Origin of the sequence: Mesorhizobium sp. M0185 (assembly GCF_040322175.1) — a bacterium.
Classification (GTDB): domain Bacteria; phylum Pseudomonadota; class Alphaproteobacteria; order Rhizobiales; family Rhizobiaceae; genus Mesorhizobium.
Map to the genome: position 1 here is coordinate 131,542 of NZ_JAMYSY010000008.1, position 18,819 is coordinate 150,360.

General features: G+C 64.7%; 16 protein-coding genes. 13 read left to right on the top strand and 3 right to left on the bottom strand.

The genetic code is table 11. The features are described 5' to 3' along the window. Position 1: 1 nt before the first annotated feature. From NKJ20_RS09245 to add, 3 genes are all read right to left on the bottom strand, one after another. Positions 2-1,606, bottom strand: a complete 1,605-nt coding sequence (locus tag NKJ20_RS09245) for an ABC transporter ATP-binding protein (protein ID WP_352743723.1) — start codon at positions 1,604-1,606, stop codon at positions 2-4. A gap of 115 nt (positions 1,607-1,721) precedes the next feature. Further along, the gene (locus NKJ20_RS09250) at positions 1,722-2,843 is read right to left on the bottom strand and encodes a BMP family ABC transporter substrate-binding protein (RefSeq protein ID WP_352449822.1); all 1,122 of its coding nucleotides are present in this window, start codon (positions 2,841-2,843) and stop codon (positions 1,722-1,724) included. A gap of 27 nt (positions 2,844-2,870) precedes the next feature. Continuing rightward, complete coding sequence (gene add / locus NKJ20_RS09255; RefSeq protein ID WP_352743679.1) at positions 2,871-3,911, bottom strand: adenosine deaminase; 1,041 nt, start codon at positions 3,909-3,911, stop codon at positions 2,871-2,873. Positions 3,912-4,134: 223 nt separating this feature from the next. On the opposite strand from add, the gene NKJ20_RS09260 reads away from it, so the two are divergent. The 13 genes from NKJ20_RS09260 (at position 4,135) to NKJ20_RS09320 (ending at position 18,744) form a co-directional block, all read left to right on the top strand. Beyond that, on the top strand, positions 4,135-4,437 hold the full coding sequence (locus NKJ20_RS09260; RefSeq protein ID WP_352743681.1) for a hypothetical protein: 303 nt from the start codon (positions 4,135-4,137) through the stop codon (positions 4,435-4,437). Continuing rightward, on the top strand, positions 4,434-5,156 hold the full coding sequence (locus tag NKJ20_RS09265) for a Rieske 2Fe-2S domain-containing protein (RefSeq protein WP_352449819.1): 723 nt from the start codon (positions 4,434-4,436) through the stop codon (positions 5,154-5,156). The genes NKJ20_RS09260 and NKJ20_RS09265 overlap by 4 nt, the downstream gene beginning before the upstream one ends. After that, positions 5,153-5,788, top strand: coding sequence for a glutathione S-transferase family protein (locus NKJ20_RS09270; protein WP_352743683.1), 636 nt, complete (start codon positions 5,153-5,155; stop codon positions 5,786-5,788). The genes NKJ20_RS09265 and NKJ20_RS09270 overlap by 4 nt, the downstream gene beginning before the upstream one ends. A 36-nt stretch (positions 5,789-5,824) precedes the next feature. Continuing rightward, positions 5,825-7,627 carry an adenine deaminase gene (locus NKJ20_RS09275; RefSeq protein ID WP_352743685.1) on the top strand — a complete coding sequence of 601 codons (1,803 nt, stop codon included), beginning with the start codon at positions 5,825-5,827 and terminating at the stop codon, positions 7,625-7,627. Beyond that, positions 7,628-8,548 carry a LysR family transcriptional regulator gene (locus NKJ20_RS09280; RefSeq protein WP_352743686.1) on the top strand — a complete coding sequence of 307 codons (921 nt, stop codon included), beginning with the start codon at positions 7,628-7,630 and terminating at the stop codon, positions 8,546-8,548. Positions 8,549-8,638: 90 nt separating this feature from the next. Beyond that, positions 8,639-9,139, top strand: a complete 501-nt coding sequence (locus NKJ20_RS09285) for a thiamine pyrophosphate-binding protein (RefSeq protein ID WP_352743688.1) — start codon at positions 8,639-8,641, stop codon at positions 9,137-9,139. Beyond that, positions 9,136-9,744 (top strand): thiamine pyrophosphate-dependent enzyme, encoded by a 609-nt coding sequence (locus NKJ20_RS09290; protein ID WP_352449815.1) that lies wholly within the window; start codon positions 9,136-9,138, stop codon positions 9,742-9,744. The genes NKJ20_RS09285 and NKJ20_RS09290 overlap by 4 nt, the downstream gene beginning before the upstream one ends. Positions 9,745-9,751: 7 nt before the next feature. Beyond that, entirely contained in the window at positions 9,752-11,317 is a 1,566-nt protein-coding gene (locus NKJ20_RS09295) for a GMC family oxidoreductase (RefSeq protein ID WP_352743690.1), read from the top strand. 39 nt (positions 11,318-11,356) lie between these two features. Further along, the gene (locus tag NKJ20_RS09300; protein WP_352449813.1) at positions 11,357-12,730 is read left to right on the top strand and encodes an amidohydrolase family protein; all 1,374 of its coding nucleotides are present in this window, start codon (positions 11,357-11,359) and stop codon (positions 12,728-12,730) included. Positions 12,731-12,744: 14 nt separating this feature from the next. After that, positions 12,745-13,611 carry an aromatic ring-hydroxylating dioxygenase subunit alpha gene (locus NKJ20_RS09305; protein WP_352449812.1) on the top strand — a complete coding sequence of 289 codons (867 nt, stop codon included), beginning with the start codon at positions 12,745-12,747 and terminating at the stop codon, positions 13,609-13,611. Then, positions 13,608-16,757 (top strand): molybdopterin cofactor-binding domain-containing protein, encoded by a 3,150-nt coding sequence (locus NKJ20_RS09310; protein ID WP_352743693.1) that lies wholly within the window; start codon positions 13,608-13,610, stop codon positions 16,755-16,757. Before NKJ20_RS09305 ends, NKJ20_RS09310 begins: the two co-directional genes overlap by 4 nt. Then, positions 16,754-17,242, top strand: a complete 489-nt coding sequence (locus NKJ20_RS09315) for a (2Fe-2S)-binding protein (protein ID WP_352449810.1) — start codon at positions 16,754-16,756, stop codon at positions 17,240-17,242. The genes NKJ20_RS09310 and NKJ20_RS09315 overlap by 4 nt, the downstream gene beginning before the upstream one ends. Further along, complete coding sequence (locus NKJ20_RS09320; RefSeq protein ID WP_352449809.1) at positions 17,239-18,744, top strand: aldehyde dehydrogenase family protein; 1,506 nt, start codon at positions 17,239-17,241, stop codon at positions 18,742-18,744. The genes NKJ20_RS09315 and NKJ20_RS09320 overlap by 4 nt, the downstream gene beginning before the upstream one ends. Positions 18,745-18,819 lie beyond the last annotated feature (75 nt).

An 18,819-nucleotide genomic window follows, 5' to 3' on the forward strand; every position in this document is an offset into this window, starting at 1 on the left:
GTCAGTGCTTCCCGGCAGCGGCCTGGGCGCCAGCACTGGACCGCATCTGCCCGCCCATCATCAGGCCGATTTCCTCGATGTCGGTGGAGGCAGTCTCCACCGCGCCCATGATCCTGCCATGGAACATCACGGCGATGCGATCCGACAGGTTGAACAGCTCTTCCAGCTCCTCGGAAATGAAGAGCACACCGACGCCGGCATCGCGCAATTCGACGAGGTAGTGCATCATCGTGTTGATCGCTCCGACATCGAGGCCGCGGCTCGGATAGGCGGCGATCAGAACCTTGCTTGCGATGCGCATCTCGCGGCGTGCGACGAGGCGCTGCTGGTTGCCGCCGGAAAGGTTGCGCATGGGCATGCCGAAATCGGGCACCGCAACGGATGCCGCTTCGGCGATCGTGCGCGCGAGAGCTGCCGCAAGGCGCGGTCGGAACGCAAAGCCCTTTGAAACAGGCGGCGACGCATATTCGCGGATTATGGCGTTATCGGTGATTGAAAGCGCCGGCGCCAGGCCGCTGTGCAGCCGGTCTTCGGGAATGTGGCCGACGCCGAACTTCGCGTAATCGACCGCGCCGGCGGTCGTGACGTCCTTTCCGCCGAGCAGTATCTGGCCGGAGTGGATCGGCCGTAAGCCGGTGACGATCTGGGTCAGCTCCTTCTGGCCGTTGCCGGCCACACCGGCGATGCCGAGAATCTCGCCGGCATGGATGTCGAGCGAAACCTCGTCGAGAAGGATGCCGCCCACGTCGTCACGCGCGACGACGGATTTGAGGCTGAGCACCGGCTCGGCGGAGATGCCGGCCGCGCCTGGCTGCCTGGCACGCAGATTGCTAAGCACGATCTCACGGCCAACCATCAGGCGCGCCAGCATCTTCTCGCCGCAGTCCGCAGTCTTTTCGGTGGCCACCTTGCGGCCGCCGCGCAGCACGGTGATGCGGTCGGATATCTCCAGGACCTCGTCGAGCTTGTGGCTGATGAAGACCACCGCATTGCCCCGGGACACGAACTGCTTGAGCGCCTTGAAGAGCTCGCGCGCTTCCGCCGGAGTAAGCACTGCAGTCGGCTCGTCGAGGATCAGAACGCGAGCGTTGCGCGCGAGCACGCGTAGGATTTCCACGCGCTGCTGCTCGCCGGTCGAAAGATCGGCGACGCGCGCGGATGGCCGTACCGCGAGGTTCAGCTTGTCGGCCAGTGCGGCAGTCCGCGCCTCGAGCACCGACGAGCCAATACGCTTGGGCGTTTCGGACCAGCCGAGATGAATATTCTCGGCAACCGTGAAGGCGGTCACCAGCTTGAAATGCTGGTGGACCATGCCAATACCGGCGGAGATCGCATCGACTGGAGATGCGAAACGTTTGGCATAGCCGTCGACGACGATCTCACCGGCATCCGGCTGATAGATGCCGGTGAGGATGTTCATCAAGGTCGATTTGCCGGCGCCATTCTCGCCGAGCAAGGCGTGGATCTCCCCCGGCATCACGTCCAGGTCGACATCCTGGTTGGCAACGACGCCGGGGAAATATTTGCTGATGCCCTTGAGCAGCACGAGCGGCGGCGCGCCGGAGCCAGGCTCGTAACGCCCCGGGGAGGTGGACGGCACCTCCATGCCGCCGTAGCGGTGCTCGCTCGAAGCATGATGAACTGGAACAAAATCATTCATCCCGCTCAGCTCTTTGCCTTCTGCCGCATAGTCTATCCGAAAACTCTGCAATCTTTCGGGATCACGCTTGGAGGCCGCTGACGCCTTCGATCGACCAATCCCAGTTGTAGAGTTCCTCTTCGGTCATGCGATGGCCGGCAGCCACCTTGACGTTGCCCTTGGTGTCCTTGATCTCGCCCTCGAACGGGCTCCAGCCGCCGAGAATCTTGTCGCGCACGGCATCGGCCTGCTTTGCGACCTCGGTGGGCACCGTCTCGCCCCAGGCATCGCGGTCGATACCGCCGCCCATCGGCAGGATGGTCTGCGAGGGCGTCCACTTGCCTTCGAGGCGCAGGCGCACCTGGTCGACATAGAATTTCTTGAAGTCGATGGCGATCGAGGAGACGTAGGCCTTCGGCCCGTAGCGGCGGATGTCGGTATTCCACATGACGGCCTTCGCGCCGCGCTGCTCGGCCACCTGCAGATAGCCTGCTTCGTCCATGATGCCGAACAGAAGGTCGGCGCCGTTATCGATGAGTGCGGTGCCGGCCTGGGTGGCAGCCTGCGGATCGAACCACGAGTTGATGACGATGGTCTGCACCGTGGCGTTGGGATTGACCGAACGGGCGCCCATCAGGAAGGCGTTGGTGCCGGAAAAGACCGACGGAACAGGGAAGGAGGCGACGTAGCCGAGCTTGCCGCTCTTGCTCATCAGGCCCGCGGCGACACCGGTGACGTAGGTCGGGTACCAATGGGCGAGGTAATAGGTCGAGAGATTTTCGAGCGGGTTGCGGCCATCGCATTCATAGAAGGCGACGTCCGGCGAACGCTTGGCCACGTCGTAGAGGAAGTCGCCATAGTTGGAGGTGGCAAACACCATGTTGGCACCTTCCGAGACGAACTGGCGGAAGGTGCGGGTCGCGTCGGCCGAATAGGGGATGCTTTCGACGAACAGCGTCTTCAGCTTCGGGAACGCTTCCTGCACGGCCTTCATGCCCTGGTCGTGGCTCCAGGTCCAGCCTTCATCGGTCACCGGACCGGTGTGGCCGAAGGCGATGACAGCGTTTTCCTCGGCGACGGCGGCGAGCGGCGTCTGTGCATGGGCGGGCGTGATAAGGCCGGATTTCGGCAGGAGCAGCGAGGCGCCGGCTGCGGCGCCCATGTTGAGGAAGCCTCGGCGGGAGAGATTGCGCAGGTCGATCATGCGTCGGTCCTTTGTTCCGTGTTGTGTTCAGTTCGGGAGAGACAGTTCGGTTTCCATGAGGCGGTCGATTTCTGCCGACCAGTCGGCCAGCCATGCCTGCTTGATGTCGTCGTCGAGCCATGCGGCGGACAGGCCAGCCAGCGCGATCCGCTTCAGTGCCGGCGGCCCGAGCGCGAAATTCTCCGCGATCAGCGCGTATTCGCGGTCGAGCGTCGTGGCGAACATGGGCGGATCGTCGGAGTGGATCGTCACGGTAAGCCCGGCCTCGATCATGCGGCGGATCGCGTGGTCGGGCGCGGAAAGGTCACGCCAGACGGTGGTGGCCAGCGTCGTGCTCGGACAGCAGGTGAAGACGATGCCCATCTCCCTGCACTGCTCCATCAGCGCGGGGTCGTCGACCAGGTGGTAGCCGTGGTCGACCCGTCTCAGGCCGAGAATGTCGATGGTGTCGCGGACATAGTCCGCCGGGCCGTCCTCGCCCGCATGGTTGGTGACATTGAGCCCGGCAGCCCGCGCTCGCTCGACGATGCGCGCAAACATCGGCGGTGGGTTCGGGCGTTCGTCGTAATCGAAGCCGATGCCGATCACCTCAGCCGGGCGCTCGGCCAGAACCACGTCCAGGAAGCGCTCGCCACCTGCCGCGCCGAGCGGCTTCGCATGCGCCGGTATCAGCTTTGCTATAAGCCCATAGCGCTCCTTCGCGCAGTGAAAGCCGTCGAGGATGCCTTCGAGCATCGTCGAATAGGCCACGCCATGAGCCAGATGCGCATGCGGGCTGAAGAACAGTTCGACGTAGCGCGCACCGGCCTTCGCGCAGCGCTCCAGTGCCTCGAAGGTGATGCGAGAGAAATCGTCCGCAGTCCTGATCGAGGCGCAAACCAGATCGTAAATCTTCAGGAAATCCAGCAGGTTGCCGTAGCTGTAGAGCTCCGATGTCGGTCTGCCGTCCGGCAGCGACACCGCGTTCAGCGCCGCCAGCTCGGCGAATGTCTCTGTGGAGACGGCACCCTCGAGGTGCAAGTGCAACTCGACCTTGGGTATAAGCTGAATGAAACTTGACAACGACATCGACGCTCACCCGCCCGGACCGGCAATCCCAAGCCGCACCTGGTTTTCTTGGGCGACGGACGGCTGCCGAGTTGTTCGATAATCGCGGCTTTTTCCAAGTGTCCAATCACCTGATACGCAACAGATGTCAGGGAAACGGGGCTTGCACAAGCCAAAAAATGATGCCTAACTAGACACATTCTAAAATTGCTTAAAAAATGTGCAGGCCGGGAGAAATATAGGCATGAAGCACTTACTGGAAGCGCAGAACCTTGCGCCTCCGCCTCAAACAACGCGCCTGCGCTTCGTCGGCCAAATGGTGTCGTCGAGCTTTAGCGAGTTCGCCGACAGGCGTGCCGCTCGGCTCAATCTCGATCTGCTGGTGCACGAAGCCGCGGACGATTTTTTTGTCGTCCAGGTTTCGGGCCAGCCCGATCTCATCGATGCCTTCGAGATGGCATGTAGCCTGGGACCAATCGACTGTCTGGTGATGGACTGCGAACGGGCCGAAATTCGGGGATATTCCAGAGAGGAAGACGCAGGATGACGATACAGGCTGGATGGCACCCAGTGGCGCTGTCGGGATCGATCGAGCCGGGCAGTTCGGCCGGGATCCGCCTTGGCGGAAACGAACTGGTGGTGTGGCGCGACAACAGCGGCGCAGCGCATGTCTGGGAGGATCGCTGCCCGCATCGCGGCATGAAGCTGAGCTTCGGTTTTGTCCGCGGCGATCATATTGCCTGTCTTTATCACGGCTGGCAGTACGATGCGGCCGGCCAGTGCCGATACATTCCGGCCCACCCCGATCTCAGGGTGCCGGCGTCCATTGCCGTGTCCGTCTACAGCACGGCCGAGGCGGCTGGAATGGTCTGGACGGCACTGGATCCGGCAGCAGCATTGCCCGAACTGCCTGCCTTGCCAGAGGAGGTGGTGCCGGTCCGCAGCCTGTATCTCGACAGTCCCGCCGCAATGGTGATCGATGTCGTGAGGGCCATGCCGCCCAGGCCCTTCTCCCGCGGATCCGGGCTCGCTGATCTGAAGGCGCTGAGCGGGATGCTGTTCAGCCTGACGGTCGGCGAACACACGCTGCTTCTTGGCCTGCAGGAACTGACCGACAAACGATCGGCCCTGCACGTCGTGATTGACGGGCCGGCAGCCAAGTATGCCGGCAAGGGGCAGGAGCATTTCTTCGCTTGGACGAGCGAGCTGCGTCATCATCTCGAGACCGGGCGTACCGGCGCGACCTCGACGACGTGGGCCGCATGATGGCGAGGATCACGCTCTACAACTACGAGCTGGACGAAAACTGCTATAAGGTGCGGCTGGCGCTTTCCATGCTCGGCCTGGAATGGCAGACCGTTGCAGTCGATGCATTTCCGGGGGCGGAGCAGAAGACGCCGCCATTCCTGGCCATGAACCCGGCGGGCAGCCTGCCCATTCTCCGCGACGACGAGGTGACGATGTTCGGCGCCGAGGCCATTATCGTCCATCTGGCGCGCAGCCACGATTCAACGGGTGCATGGCTGCCGGCGGATGGGGCGGATTTCGCCAAGGTGATGCAGTGGCTTTTCTTCGCGACCGGCGATCTCGGCGTTGCCGGCGCCGCACGCCGCCATGCCATGTTCGGCGCCGGCGGCGACGAGGCTGCGCTGAGGGCCGGTGCCGCGCACGCACTCCGCGCCATGGACGACCATATGACCGCGCGGGGTTTCGAGAAAAAAGAATGGTTCGCTGCGGACCGCCCGACCATCGCCGACATCGCGCTTTTTCCGGCTTTTGCGCTGAGCCGCGATTTCGGCGTCGACCATGACGAGTATCCGGCGCTGCGCCGCTGGGTGCGTCGCTTCCGCGCGCTTCCCGGCTTCACGACCATGCCGGGCATCCCCGATTACCATTGACGCCCAACATTCGACGAGAACGAGGCTAGCAACAGAATGACCTCTCTCACACGCCTTTCCGTCCAGCCGCTCTCGTCCATGACCCGGCGGCTGGCCGGCGTCGCTTCCGGGCGAGCCGATCCCGATCTGGTCATTGCCGGCGCACGCGTGTTGTCGACCTATTCGGAGCGCGTGCTTCCAGGCCGCGAGATCTGGTTGTCGGGAGGGCGGATCGCCGCTGTGAAGCCGGCCGGCACTTATAAGGGCGGCAGCGTCAGGATATATGACGCCAGGGGCGGCATCGTCGCCCCCGGCCTGGTCGATCCGCACATCCACATCGAATCCTCGATGGTGACGGCCTGCGCCTATGCCGAGGCGGCGCTGCTCAACGGCACCACGACCCTCTTCTGCGACAGCCACGAGATCGGCAACGTCATGGACGTTGCTGGCATCGAGGCGATGCTGGAGGACGCGCGCCTGGCGCCGTTGTCCATTTTCCTGACGGTTCCGAGCACCGTCCCGGCAACTTCGCCGTTGCTGGAAACGGCCGGTGGCGACCTGACAGCCGAGAAGATCGGCGCATTGTTCGACAAATGGCCGGAAGCCGTGGCGCTCGGCGAGAAGATGGATTTCGTGCCAGTGGCTATGGGCGATGAACGCAGCCATGCCATCCTCGCTGCGGCGCTGAAACGCGGCCGCCCGGTATCGGGACACGTCTATGGACGCGAATTCGTGTCGGCCTATGCAGCGTCCGGCGTCACCGACAGCCATGAGGCGATCAACCACGAGATCGCCGACGACATGCTCGAAGCCGGCATCTGGCTGTTCCTGCGCGGCGGCCCGCCGACGACGCCGTGGCACAGCCTGCCCGCAGCGATCAAGACGATCACGGAACTCGGAGCCTCGCACAAGCGCATCGCGGTCTGCACCGACGACCGCGATGCTGACGACCTGATGCTCTTCGGCCTTGACTGGGTGACGCGCGAGGCGATGAAGGCCGGCATGACGCCGGAGCAGGCCTGGTCTATGGGCTCACTGCATGGCGCGACGCGCTTCGGCATGGAAGGCGAAATCGGCGGCCTCGGTGGCGGCCGCCGTGCCGACCTGGTGCTGCTCGACGACGGCTTCGATCCCGTCAGCACGTGGTATGGCGGCGAACTCGTCGTCGATGACGGCAAGATCACGCCGCTGCTCGACCAGGCCCTCTCGACCCGCTACCGCTATCCGGACACGGCCTACCACACAGTGAAGCTGCCGAAGCAGATCAAGCTGACGCCGGACCTGCCAACCGCCAAGGTGGTGGCGCATACCATCCGCACCGAACTGCCGGGGATCACGCTCGGCCATCAGAAGATCACGCTCGATCCGGCCAACGACTGGCAGAACCATTTCGACCGCCACGGCCTGTGCTTCGTCACCGTGGTCGAGCGACATGGCAAGTCGGACGGCAACGTCGCCTACGGGCTGCTCAGCAATTTCACGCTGAAGCGCGGCGCCGTCGCATCGTCCGTCGGCCACGACAGCCACAACATCATCATCGCCGGCCTCAACGAGTCCGACATGCAGGTGGCGCTGCGGGCGATCGAGGAAACGCAAGGCGGCGTCTGTGTCGTCGTCGACGGCAAAGTGACTGCCATGGTCGAACTGCCGATCGCCGGTCTGCTGTCCGACAAGCGCGTCACCGAGGTCGCAGAGGAGGTGAAGATCCTCAAGCGGGAATGGGAGGCGGCCGGCTGCTGCATTCCCTATATGGGCTTCAACCTCATCCCGCTCTCGGTCATCCCCGAAATCCGTATCACCGACAAAGGTCTCGTGCTGGTGCCGGAAATGGAGATCGTCCCCGCCTTCGAGGCCGCCTGAGTGGATCCCTTCCGACTTGGCCTGGTCTCACCGCGCATCCATTATTTCCAAATGGTCGCGCGGCTGGGCTCGGTGCGCCAGACCGCGCAGGCGCTCAACGTGGCGCCATCCTCTATCAGCCGCGTCATCAAGAGCCTGGAGGACGAACTGGGCACACCGCTCTTCGAACGCGTGCGCCAGCGACTGAAACTGACCAGCGCAGGCGAGCTTCTGCTCTACCACGCGCGTCAGAGCATCACCGAGTTGGCCCGCGCCTCGTCCGAGATCAACGATCTCAGTGGCCTCAACCGCGGCTCGTTGTCCGTGGCAGTCGTGGAGAGCGCGGCGCGCGGGCTGGTGCCGAACGCACTGAAGGAATTCTGGAAGCGCCATCCGCGGATATCGGTCGATGTGCATGTCGCCGGGTCGCAGCGCGCCTGCGATGCGGTTGCCGACGGCGAATGCGATCTGGCGCTTGCTTTCGACGTGCGCGTGCCGCGCAACGTGCGCAAGATCGCGAGCACGCCTCTGCCGCTGGGCGTCGTCGCTCATCCGGACAGTCGCCTTGCCGGCCGCAAGGAAGTGAAGCTGTTCGATCTTGCCGGCGAACAGGTCATCGTCTCGGACAACAGCCTTGCTTTGGGCATTTCGATCGACGATGCGATCGGGCGCTCCATGATCGACATCACGCGACGGTCGCGGACCAACTCGATCGGACTGATGACCGAGATGGTGCGCCTCAACCTCGGCGTGGTGCTTCGCACCAAGCTCGGCATCGAACCGGAAGTGGCTGACGGATCGATCGTTTTCGTGCCGTTGCGCGATTCTCGCATGAACCCGCACCGACTGATGCTGCTCGCCCGACTGGAACGCGAAATGTCGGATGCGGCCTCCGCATTCGCGGCGCTGCTGGCCCGCATGGTCGAGGCGTTGCATGGTTAGTTGTTGCATTTTGCGCATCGATAAAGAGAGTAATTTGTCCCTATCTCGAACAACTGAGCTTTGCGAGACTTCCCGGCCGAAGGGGATGTCATGAAGCAGAGTGCGGTCGACGCGGTCATTCGGGGGCTTAAGCGGGCGGGAGTGAGCATCGTCTGCTACCTGCCCGATTCGCTGTTCAAGGAGCTCTACCCGGCGCTTGATGCCGATCCGGATATCCGCACGATCCGCGTCACCAACGAGGGTGAGGGCGCGGCGATCTGCGGCGGGGTCTTCCTGTCGGGCAAGCGCGCGGCGCTGGTCATGGAAAATTCCGGCTTGCGCGCCTCGGTCGAGCCGTTGGCCCGCATGGGCCTCGGAGCCGGCATCCCGGTCGTGATGCTGATGAGCTATCGCGGCGAGCTCGGCGAGAACAACTGGTGGGCAATCCCGCATGGCATCACCATGGAGCCGGTGCTGAACGCACTGCGCGTTCCGTACCGGATCGTCACCGAGGAGGCGAAGATCGAGCACGCCATCGTCGACGCCTATTCCTGGTCCTATGCGTCCTACTACCATTCGGCCGTGGCGCTCGGCGGCGAGGTGGTGCGATGAAACGCTTCGACTGCATGAAGGCGCTTGCCGCGCGGTTGAAGGATGAGTTGGTGATCCTTTCGCTCGGCGGCAGCGTCGACGAGTGGTACAACGCCGCGCCGCATATGCGCGAGGCGAGCCTGTTCCAGCAGCAACTCGGCTGCGTCACGCCGCAGGCCTTCGGGCTCGCCGCCGGCCTGCCGCACCGCCGCGTCGTTTCGCTCGATACGGATGGCGGCCTGCTCTTCAATCTGGGCATCCTGGCCACGCTCGGAAACGAACAACCGAAAAACCTCTTCATCGTGGTCTGGGACAATGAGTGCTACCAGTCGATCGGCGGCCCGCCGACGCATACGGCGCTGGGCCGCGTCGACCTTGCCGCGATCGCGCGCGGCGCCGGCGTCGAGAACGCCCATACGGCGCGCACCGTGGAGGAGTTCGACGTGCATTGCGCAAGGGCGCTCGCGATGGAGGCACCCTATATAGTGGTCGCCAAGGTCTCGGGAACGGTTCAGCCGGACATCAAGCGCAAACACAGCGACGGCCGCGAGGACAAGTATATCTTCGTCCGCCACGTCGAGGCGAGCGAACGCATCGTCATCATGGGCCCGAGCGAGCACAACTGACGAGATCATGGGCACCCTCGGACCTGTCGTCCCTCGACGCGCGCTGAAACCCAGCTACGACTACGTCGTGGTCGGCTCGGGTTCCGGTGGCTGTGCGGTGACGCGGCGGCTGGTCGATGCCGGTGCCGACGTCCTCCTGATCGAAGCAGGCCCGACGAGTCTTGGGATCGTGGAGGCCGACGACCCCGGCCAATGGGTGCCGCTTGGCCGCGGCACCTATGACTGGGGCTACGACTATGCTCCGACACGGCGCGTGAACGGCCGTACCATCGGCATCCCGCGTGGCCGCCTGCTGGGCGGCTCAAGCGCCATCAACGCGATGATGTGGTATCGCGGCCACCCACATGATTACGATGCCTGGGAGGCTGGCGGCGCCAAGGGCTGGAGCTTCGCCGACGTGCTGCCCTTTTTCCGGCGCTGCGAGGACTGGCGCGACGGTGCAAGCGAGTTTCGCGGAGCGGGCGGTCCGCTCCGTATCGAGCGGCCGACGGCACTGCACCCGGTCGCGCAGGCGCTGATCGATGGCGCGGCCGAGATCGGTATCCCGGTGATCGACGATCCGAACGGCCCCAGCAACGAGGGGGCGGCGGCCGCGAATTTCAACATCTTCGACGGCAAGCGCTGGAGTTCGGCGACGGGCTATCTCGTGCCGATCCTGGATCACCCGATGCTGACGGTGCTGACCGGATCCGCGGCCATCGGCCTGACGGTCGAAGGCAGCCGATGCGTCGCGGTCAAGCACCTCGTCGGCGGCGAAATCTGCGAAACGCGCGCGCAAGAGAGCATCGTGCTAGCGGCCGGGGCCATCGACACGCCGCGCCTGCTGATGCTGTCGGGCATCGGCGATCCGCTCGACCTGAAGCGCCTTGGCATTGCGGTCGTTTGCGCCCTGCCGGGCGTCGGCCGGAATCTTCAGGATCATCCGCTGGCGCAGGCCTGCGTTTTCCGCGCGAAGCGCCCGATCGGACCGATAGTGGGCAATGGCGGTGGCTCGATGGTCAACTGGAAGTCGCGGCCGGACCTGCCGCAGCCCGACCTGCACGCCTTTCCGGTCCAGGGCAACAGCGCCGAACCGGCGATCCGCGCGCGCTACGATCTATCCGGCGATGTCTTTTCCTTCGGTGCGGGCCTGATGCGCTCGAAGAGTGTCGGGCAGCTGAAGCTACTCGACGGCAAGCCCGGCGGGCCGCTCGAAATCCAACCGAACTTTCTGGCGGAACCGGAAGATCTCGACGCCATGGTCACTGCGGTCGAGCTGGTGATGGAGATGGCGGCTGCAAAGGCGAATGCCGGTCTCTTCGGCAGCTTCGCCGCACCCGACCGCCGACTGACCCGCACCGAGACAATCGCCTTCATCCGCGAGGCGTGCTCGACGTTCTTCCACACCTGCGGAACAGCCAAGATGGGCGAGGACGCGATGGCCGTCGTCGACAGCCGCCTCGCCGTGCACGGCCTTGATGGGCTGCATGTTGCCGACGCTTCGGTGATCCCGACGATCCCGACCTGCAACACCCACGCGCCCGCCACTATGATCGGCGAGCGCGCCGCCGATTTCCTGCTCGCGGCAGCTTGAGGATGTCATGAACGACAGAACGCACACGGAGCACTGGCGATGACACGAAGCCTCATCCTTGCGGCCGACACGCTGCTCACTATGGATGAAAATAACCATGTGTTGCCTGACGGCGCCGTGCTGGTCGAGGATGGCCGTATCGCCGCGGTCAGTGCGCTCGCTGCACTGCGTGCCGCGCATCCGGCCGTAGCCGTGAAGAAGCTCGACAATGCGGTGCTTTTGCCCGGGCTGGTCAACGCGCATGCGCATTCCGGTTTCCTGCGCGGCACGGCGGAGCACCTGCCGGTCTGGGACTGGCTGACACTCCATATCAATCCGATGCATCGCGTGCTGCAGCCACACGAGGCCGAGGCGGCGTCGTGGCTCTGCTACGCGGAATCCGTGCTCGGCGGCACGACCACCGTCGTCGACATGTGGCGGTTCATGGAAGGCAGCGCCAGGGCGGCCGAGGCGATCGGCAACCGCCTGGTCGCCGTGCCTTACGTCGGCGAGCATCCCGACTACAACTATTTCGACACGCTCGACATGAACGAGGCGATGATCGAGGGCTGGCATCGCAAGGCGGGCGGCCGCATCAACGTCTGGGTCGGGCTGGAGCATCTGTTTTATGCCGACGAAGCCGGCCAGCGCCGGGCGATCGAACTCGCAAGGAAATACGAGACCGGCTTCCACACACATTGCAGCGAGGCCGAGATCGAGATCGCGGAATTTGAGCGGCGTTACGGCAAACGGCCGATGTTCGCGCTCGACGACCTCGGCTTCTTCGAAACGCCGCGCGCCATGATCGCCCACGCCGTCTGGCTCGACCGGGAGGAGATCGAGCTTATTTCCAAGCGCCGCGTTTCGGTGGCCCACAATCCTGTTTCCAACATGAAGCTGGCAAGCGGCATCGCGCTGGTGGCCGAGATGCTGAAGGCCGGCGTGCCTGTCGGGATCGGCACCGACGGCGAGAAGGAGAACAACAATTTCGACATGTTCGAAGAGATGAAGGTGACTTCGCTGCTGGGCAAGCTGAAGGACCTCGACGCCGCTGCCATGGATAGCTGGCAAGTGCTGCGCATGGCCACCATCGTCGGCGCCAAGGCGATCGGCCTCGATCATGAGATCGGCTCGATCGAGGTCGGCAAGCGTGCCGACATCATCGCGGTCCGCACCGATACGCCGCGCATGACGCCGGTCTTCCGCGACGGACCCTATTTCAATCTCCACCACAATCTCGTCCACGCCGTGCGCGGCAGCGACGTGTCCCTGACGATGGTCGATGGCGAGATCCTCGTCGAGCACGGCGTGCTGCGCACCGGCGACCTGCGCGAGATCATTGCCGAAATCCATCGCGTCGCGCCTGGCCTGTTCGCCCGGCGCGCCGCCTTCCTCGCCGAGAATTCCGGCGGCAGCCTGCAGTGGACCCAATAAGGCGAGCCCCGGTAATGAAGACGACGGACAGGGCGGCACTGGACGATTGGTATGCGGTGGCGACGGTGGCCGACCTGGGTGGCGCGCCGAGCCGCACGCGGCTGCTGGGCCAGGACATCGAACTGGTCCGTGACATCACGGGCGCAATCATCGTTAGGGAGGTCCTGGACGACGACGGCCGCGGCCTCGCGCTGCCTGTCCGACAGCGCTACGGCTGCGTCTGGACGACGCTGGGCGAGCCGGGGAAGGAAATCTTCGAGATCGCCGAGGCGTCGGAGCCCGACCGGCGCTACGTGCCCTGCGGCTGGGTGACGATGCGGGCTTCGGGTTTGCGTGTCGTAGAGAACTTCCTCGACATGGCACATTTCCCCTTCGTGCATACCGACATTCTCGGCTCGGAGCCGCATACGGAGGTGCCGGCCTATCTGAGCGAGATACGTCGCGACGTGGACGAGGTCTGGGCGACCAACTGCACGTTCTTCCAGCCGCGCATCGCCGCCACGGAAAGCTCCGGCGCGTTTGTGCATCTGACCTATCGTGTGCCGAGCCCATTCATTGTCATGCTTTACCGTGTATGCCCCGGAGCGCGCGGTCGGCTCGATGTGATCGCGCTGTTCATCCAGCCTCTCGAGGAAGATCTCTGCCGCGCCCAGCCGGTCATGTATCTCGTCGACTCCGCTTCGACGCAGACGGCGTTGCTCAACTTCGAACAGGTCATCTTTCTGCAAGATCGGATCATCGTGGAGAACCAGCGGCCGCTGCGCCTTCCGCTCGAGCCGCGGATGGAAATCCCGACACGCGCCGACGGTTCCTCCATCGCTTACCGCCGCTGGCTGAAGGAAAAAGGCATTCGTTTCGGCACGACCGCGGTAGCCACATGACCGGACCGGATCTCCAGGTGCTTCGCCCGGCCTCCGTTGCCGAGGCGCTGTCGTTGGCAGGCGAGGGCGCATCGCAACTGGTCGCCGGAGGCACGGCGCTGCAGCTCGGCTGGGCGAAAGGCCTGCCAAAGCCGCGGCGCCTCATCGACATCGGCCGAATCGCCTGCCTGAAGGGCATCCAACCGGCCGATGACGGCTTTCGCATCGGCGCACTGACGACCCTGGGTGCCTTGGAGCGTGACCGGGCGATAGGCGAGAATTTGCCTCTGCTCGCAGCCGCCGTCCGCGCCACGGCGGGACCCGCCGTCCGCAATCTCGCAACGCTGGGCGGCAACGTCGCCGGGCGCACGGGTTGCCTTCTGCCGGCCCTGCTCGCGATCGACGCGAAGCTGGAGATCGTCTCACCGGCTGGGCGCGCCGTCGTGCCGCTCGCGCAATGGTTGGCCGACGCACCGTCAGCGGCCCTCATTGAGACGATCATCGTTCCACCGCAGCCAACTGCCGCTCGCTGGACCCATCGCAAAGTCGGCCTGCGCGCCGCCTTCACCCCAAGCGTGGCTGGTGTTGCCGGACTGATCGAAACGGCGGACGATCTTGTCACGATCGCGCGGCTCGCGGCCAGCGGCGGCGGCGAAGCAGCCCGTCTTGGCCGCGCTGAAGCGCTGCTCATCGGCCGGCGCCTCCAAGAGATCGATTGGGCCGAGCTGCACGCCGCAATTCTTGCAGAGGCGCCGGCGATCGACGATTCGTGGCGGTCCGGCCGTTATCGGCGCAATGTCGCGGCGAATGCGCTGGTCTTCGGGCTCGGCGGCAAGTTGTCCCAAGGAGCACATTCGCCGCGCCGGCGGACCGTGCCGTCCGGAAAGCCGCCTGCCGAGGTTCTTGTGTCCCGGTCGGAAACCGGCGCACGCTGGTACCAGCGGCCGGACGGCGCGCCGAAAATCGCCGGCCGGCTCGAATACCTGACCGACCATCGCGAGCCCGGTATGCTGGTCGGGCGCATTCGGCGCGCTGGCATTCCCCATGCAAGGATCGTTTCCATCGATACGAGCGCGGCCGAGGCGCTGCCCGGCGTCGCGGCGGTTGTCACGCACCGCGACATTGCCGGCAGCAATGCCTTCGGCATTGTCGTGCAAGATCAGCCGGCACTGTGCTTCGACAAGGTCCGCTATGTTGGCGACGCGGTTGCTGCTGTTGCCGCTGTTGACATGAAGACGGCCGAACGCGCGCTTGCTCTCGTCAGCGTCGAATACGAGCCGCTGCCAATTGTGAGCGATCCCCAACAGGCACTCGCCGCTGGAGCCGAGTCGGTCCACGCCTCAGGCAATCTGCAGTGCAGCTTCGAGTTCACGCGTGGCGATGCCGCCGCGACTTTTGCCAAGGCAGCTCATATCGTCGAGGCTGTCTACGAAACGCCGTGCCAGATGCACGGCTTTATGGAGACGGAGGGCGGCTACGCTTTCGTCGGTACGGATGGTACCCTGAACGTCTTTGCCGGTGGGCAGCATGGCCGCCGCGACCGCATGCAGCTCTCGCGCATCCTCGGTATGCCGCAAGAGCAGATACGGGTGGTCACCAGCCCGACTGGCGGCGCTTTCGGCGGCAAGGACGAGCTGACCGTGCAGCCTGCCCTGGCCCTGCTGGCGCTGAAGACCGGACGCGCCCTGCGGCTGCATCTCGACCGGGCGGAATCCGTCATCGCGGGCACCAAGCGCAATGCCATGCGCATCCATATGCGTACCGCCTGCGACCCCGAAGGTCGGCTGCTCGCACAGCAGGTGGATGTGATCGCGGATGCCGGCGCCTACGCGTCGCTCGGTCCGGGCGTGCTTGAGACGGCCCTCGAACACGCCTGCGGGCCATATGTCGTTCCCAACGTCCTCAGCTCGGGCAGGCTCGCCTACACCAATAACGGCGTCTGCGGCGCGTTTCGTGGCTTCGGTGCCAACCAGATGGCCTTCGCGGTAGAGTGCCAGCTGGACCGGCTGGCCGAAGCCGCCGGCATCGACATTATCGAGATACGGCGCCGCAATTTGCGCGAGCCTGGCACGCGAGGCCATCTCGGCCAGCAGGTCGCGCCGTCCGAACGTTTGGCCGAGATGCTGCAAGCCGCCGCTGCTGACCCGATCTGGGCCAAGCCGCGTGGTCCGTCGTTCGACGGCTGTGAGACGATCGGCGTCGGGATGGCGATGAACTATCAAGGCAACGGACTAGGCACGCTGCCGCCGGACCCGGCCGGAGGCGCGTTGCGCTTGGCTGCGGATGGCATGATCGAAGCTCTCTACGGCCTGGACGAGCTGGGACAGGGCCTGCTCACCTCGGTCAAGGCCGCCGTAGCCGGAGCGCTCGGCTGCGGTCGCGACGATGTCCGGCCGGTCACCGGCGATACGGCGGCGACGCCCGAATCCGGTTCCTCTACCGCCTCGCGCGGCACTCACGTGGTCTGGCGGGTCGCGGCAGTCGCCGCACCAGCTTTTGCGCGTGACCTGCTGGCCGCAGCGGGCCAGCTGCTTTGCCGCGAAGCCGGGACGCTGGCGCTGGCACCCGGCGGTATCGTCGAGCGACATTCCAACAGCGGCTCACTGCTCATGAGTTTCGCCGAGCTTGCCGAGGCGTTGCCTCCCGACCGGCTGCCAGCTGCTGCCGTCAGCTTCGAGTTTCCGAAATCGGACTATCTGGAAGGCAATGCACGCCTGATCTTCGCCTTCGGCGCGACACTGGCGCGCGTTGCCGTCAGCCGCATCACCGGACAGGTACGTGTGCTCGACCTCCATCAGCACACCGCGGCCGGACCGATGCTCGATCCCGCCGCCTATCTCGGCCAGATCGAAGGCGGCGGCGTCCAGGGGCTGGGCTTCACCCTCACCGAGGACGCGGCGATGCGGGATGGCCGGTATCTTGCCGGCAACCTCGACTTCTATATGCTGCCAGGCATTGCCGATACGCCGGAAAGCCTCGCGACCTTCGCATTGGAGGATTTGGACGAGGACGACCCGTTCGGCCCGCGCGGAGCCGGTGAGCTTGGCATTGGCGCCGTGACGCCAGCCATCGTCAACGCGATTGCGGACGCCACAGGGGATTGGCCCGAGCGCATCCCGGTCGATCCAGAATGGGTGCTCGACGCCTTGCGGAGGAGTGCGGCGTGAGTGCCGACATCGAGATCGCCTTTAACCTCAACGGCTGCCGCCAGGCGCTGGCCGTGCCCGCCGAGTTGCGCCTGATCGATTTGCTGCGCGATCATTTCGGCATGACTGCCGCCAAGACGGCTTGCGGCATCGGCCGCTGCGGCGCTTGTTCCGTGCTGATGGACGATCGCGCGGTCAATGGCTGTCTGCTCATGTCGTGGCAACTCGACCGGGCCACCATCATCACGCCGGAGGGTTTCGACGACCTTCCCGAAGCTATTGTCCTGCGCCAGGCTCTGGCGGCCGAAAACGCCTTCCAGTGCGGCTACTGCGCACCCGGCATCACTGTTGCGCTGACCGCTCTGCTGCTGGAGAATCCGGCTCCAGACGAGTCTCAGATCCGCACTGCGCTCGAAGGCAATATCTGCCGTTGCACAGGCTATCATTCCATCATCCGCGGTGCTCTCGCCGCGGTCGAGGCGCTCGCTTGCGGGGTACGGACATGACGGTCATCATTCGAAACGGTGCAGCCAGGCATGCAGGCGTCAAGGCGTTCCTGGCCAAACCCAGAATGCGGCACCTGATCGGCGGCGGCTGGTGCGACGCCAGCGATGGCGCAACCTTGCCCGCGACCGATCCTGCGAATGGCGACACGCTCGCACTGCTGGCGCAAGGCACAGCCGATGACGCCGGCCGCGCCATTGCTGCGGCGCGTGCTGCTTTCGAAGGCGAGAGCTGGCGCGACATGACACCGTCGGCACGCGGTAAGCTGCTATGGCGCATCGCCAACCTGATTGAACGCCATGCCGATGAGCTTGCAGAACTCGAGACGCTTGACCAAGGAAAGTCGCTGAAGACCTCACGCTTCGCCGAGATTCCCGCCTCGGCCGAGCAGTTCCACTATTTCGCCGGTTTTGCCACGAAAATCCTCGGCACGACCATCCCCACCTCCATCAGCTACCAACCGGCGCGCAGCAAGATTTTCGCCTACACGGTGCGAGAGCCGATCGGTGTCGTGGCAGCCATAACGCCATGGAATTCGCCGCTGCTCATGGCCTCGATGAAGCTCGCCCCGGCGCTTGCCGCCGGCTGTACGATCGTGCTCAAGCCAGCTGAGGAAACGTCGCTCACCGCGCTCAGGCTCGGCGAACTGATGATCGAAGCCGGCTTGCCGGACGGCGTCGTCAATATCGTGACCGGTCTCGGTGAAACCGTGGGCGCAGCATTGGCTGCAGATCCCGATGTCGATAAGGTCGCCTTCACCGGCTCGACGGAAGTCGGAAAGATGATCGTCTCCGCAGCGCGCGGCAATCTGAAGAAGCTGACGCTCGAGCTGGGTGGCAAGTCGCCGGCCATCATCATGCCCGATGTGGACATGGGGCTCGCAATCCCCGGAGTGGCTCGGGGGATCTTCGCCAATGCCGGCCAGGTCTGCGTCGCCGGCTCGCGTGTCTATGCGCATCGCTCGATCTACGACCGTCTGGTGGAGGGGCTGGCGGAAGAGGCGCGAAAGCTGCGTCTCGGACACGGGCTTGACCCGGATGCCGACCTTGGTCCGCTGGTCAACGGAACCCAGGCTGCGCGCGTCGCCTTCTACGTCGGCGATGGTGCTTCCAGCGGCGCCGAGATCATCGCCGGCGGCCGGCGCTTCGACAACTTCTTCGAGCCGACCGTGGTTACCGGCGTTCGCCCGGACATGCGCATGATGCGCGAGGAAATCTTCGGCCCGGTCGTTGCCGTGACACCGTTCGACGATGTCGCGGAGGCGTTAAGCCATGCGAACGACTCGCCCTACGGCCTCGCCGCAAGCGTCTGGACCCGCGACCTTTCCACTGCGCATCGCCTTGCCGCACGTATCCGGTCGGGCACCGTCTGGATCAATTGCCATTCCTACTTCTCGCCGGAATTGCCGAAGGGCGGCCACAAGCAATCCGGTTGGGGCTATGAGAACGGCGCACCGGGCCTGGAGAACTATCTCGAGACGAAAACAGTCTGCGCGGTGATTTAGCCGCGCCTTTTCCGCGATGTTCGCGGATCGGAGGCTGACAGCCCTTCCATCGGCGGACAAGGATTGATCGACAAT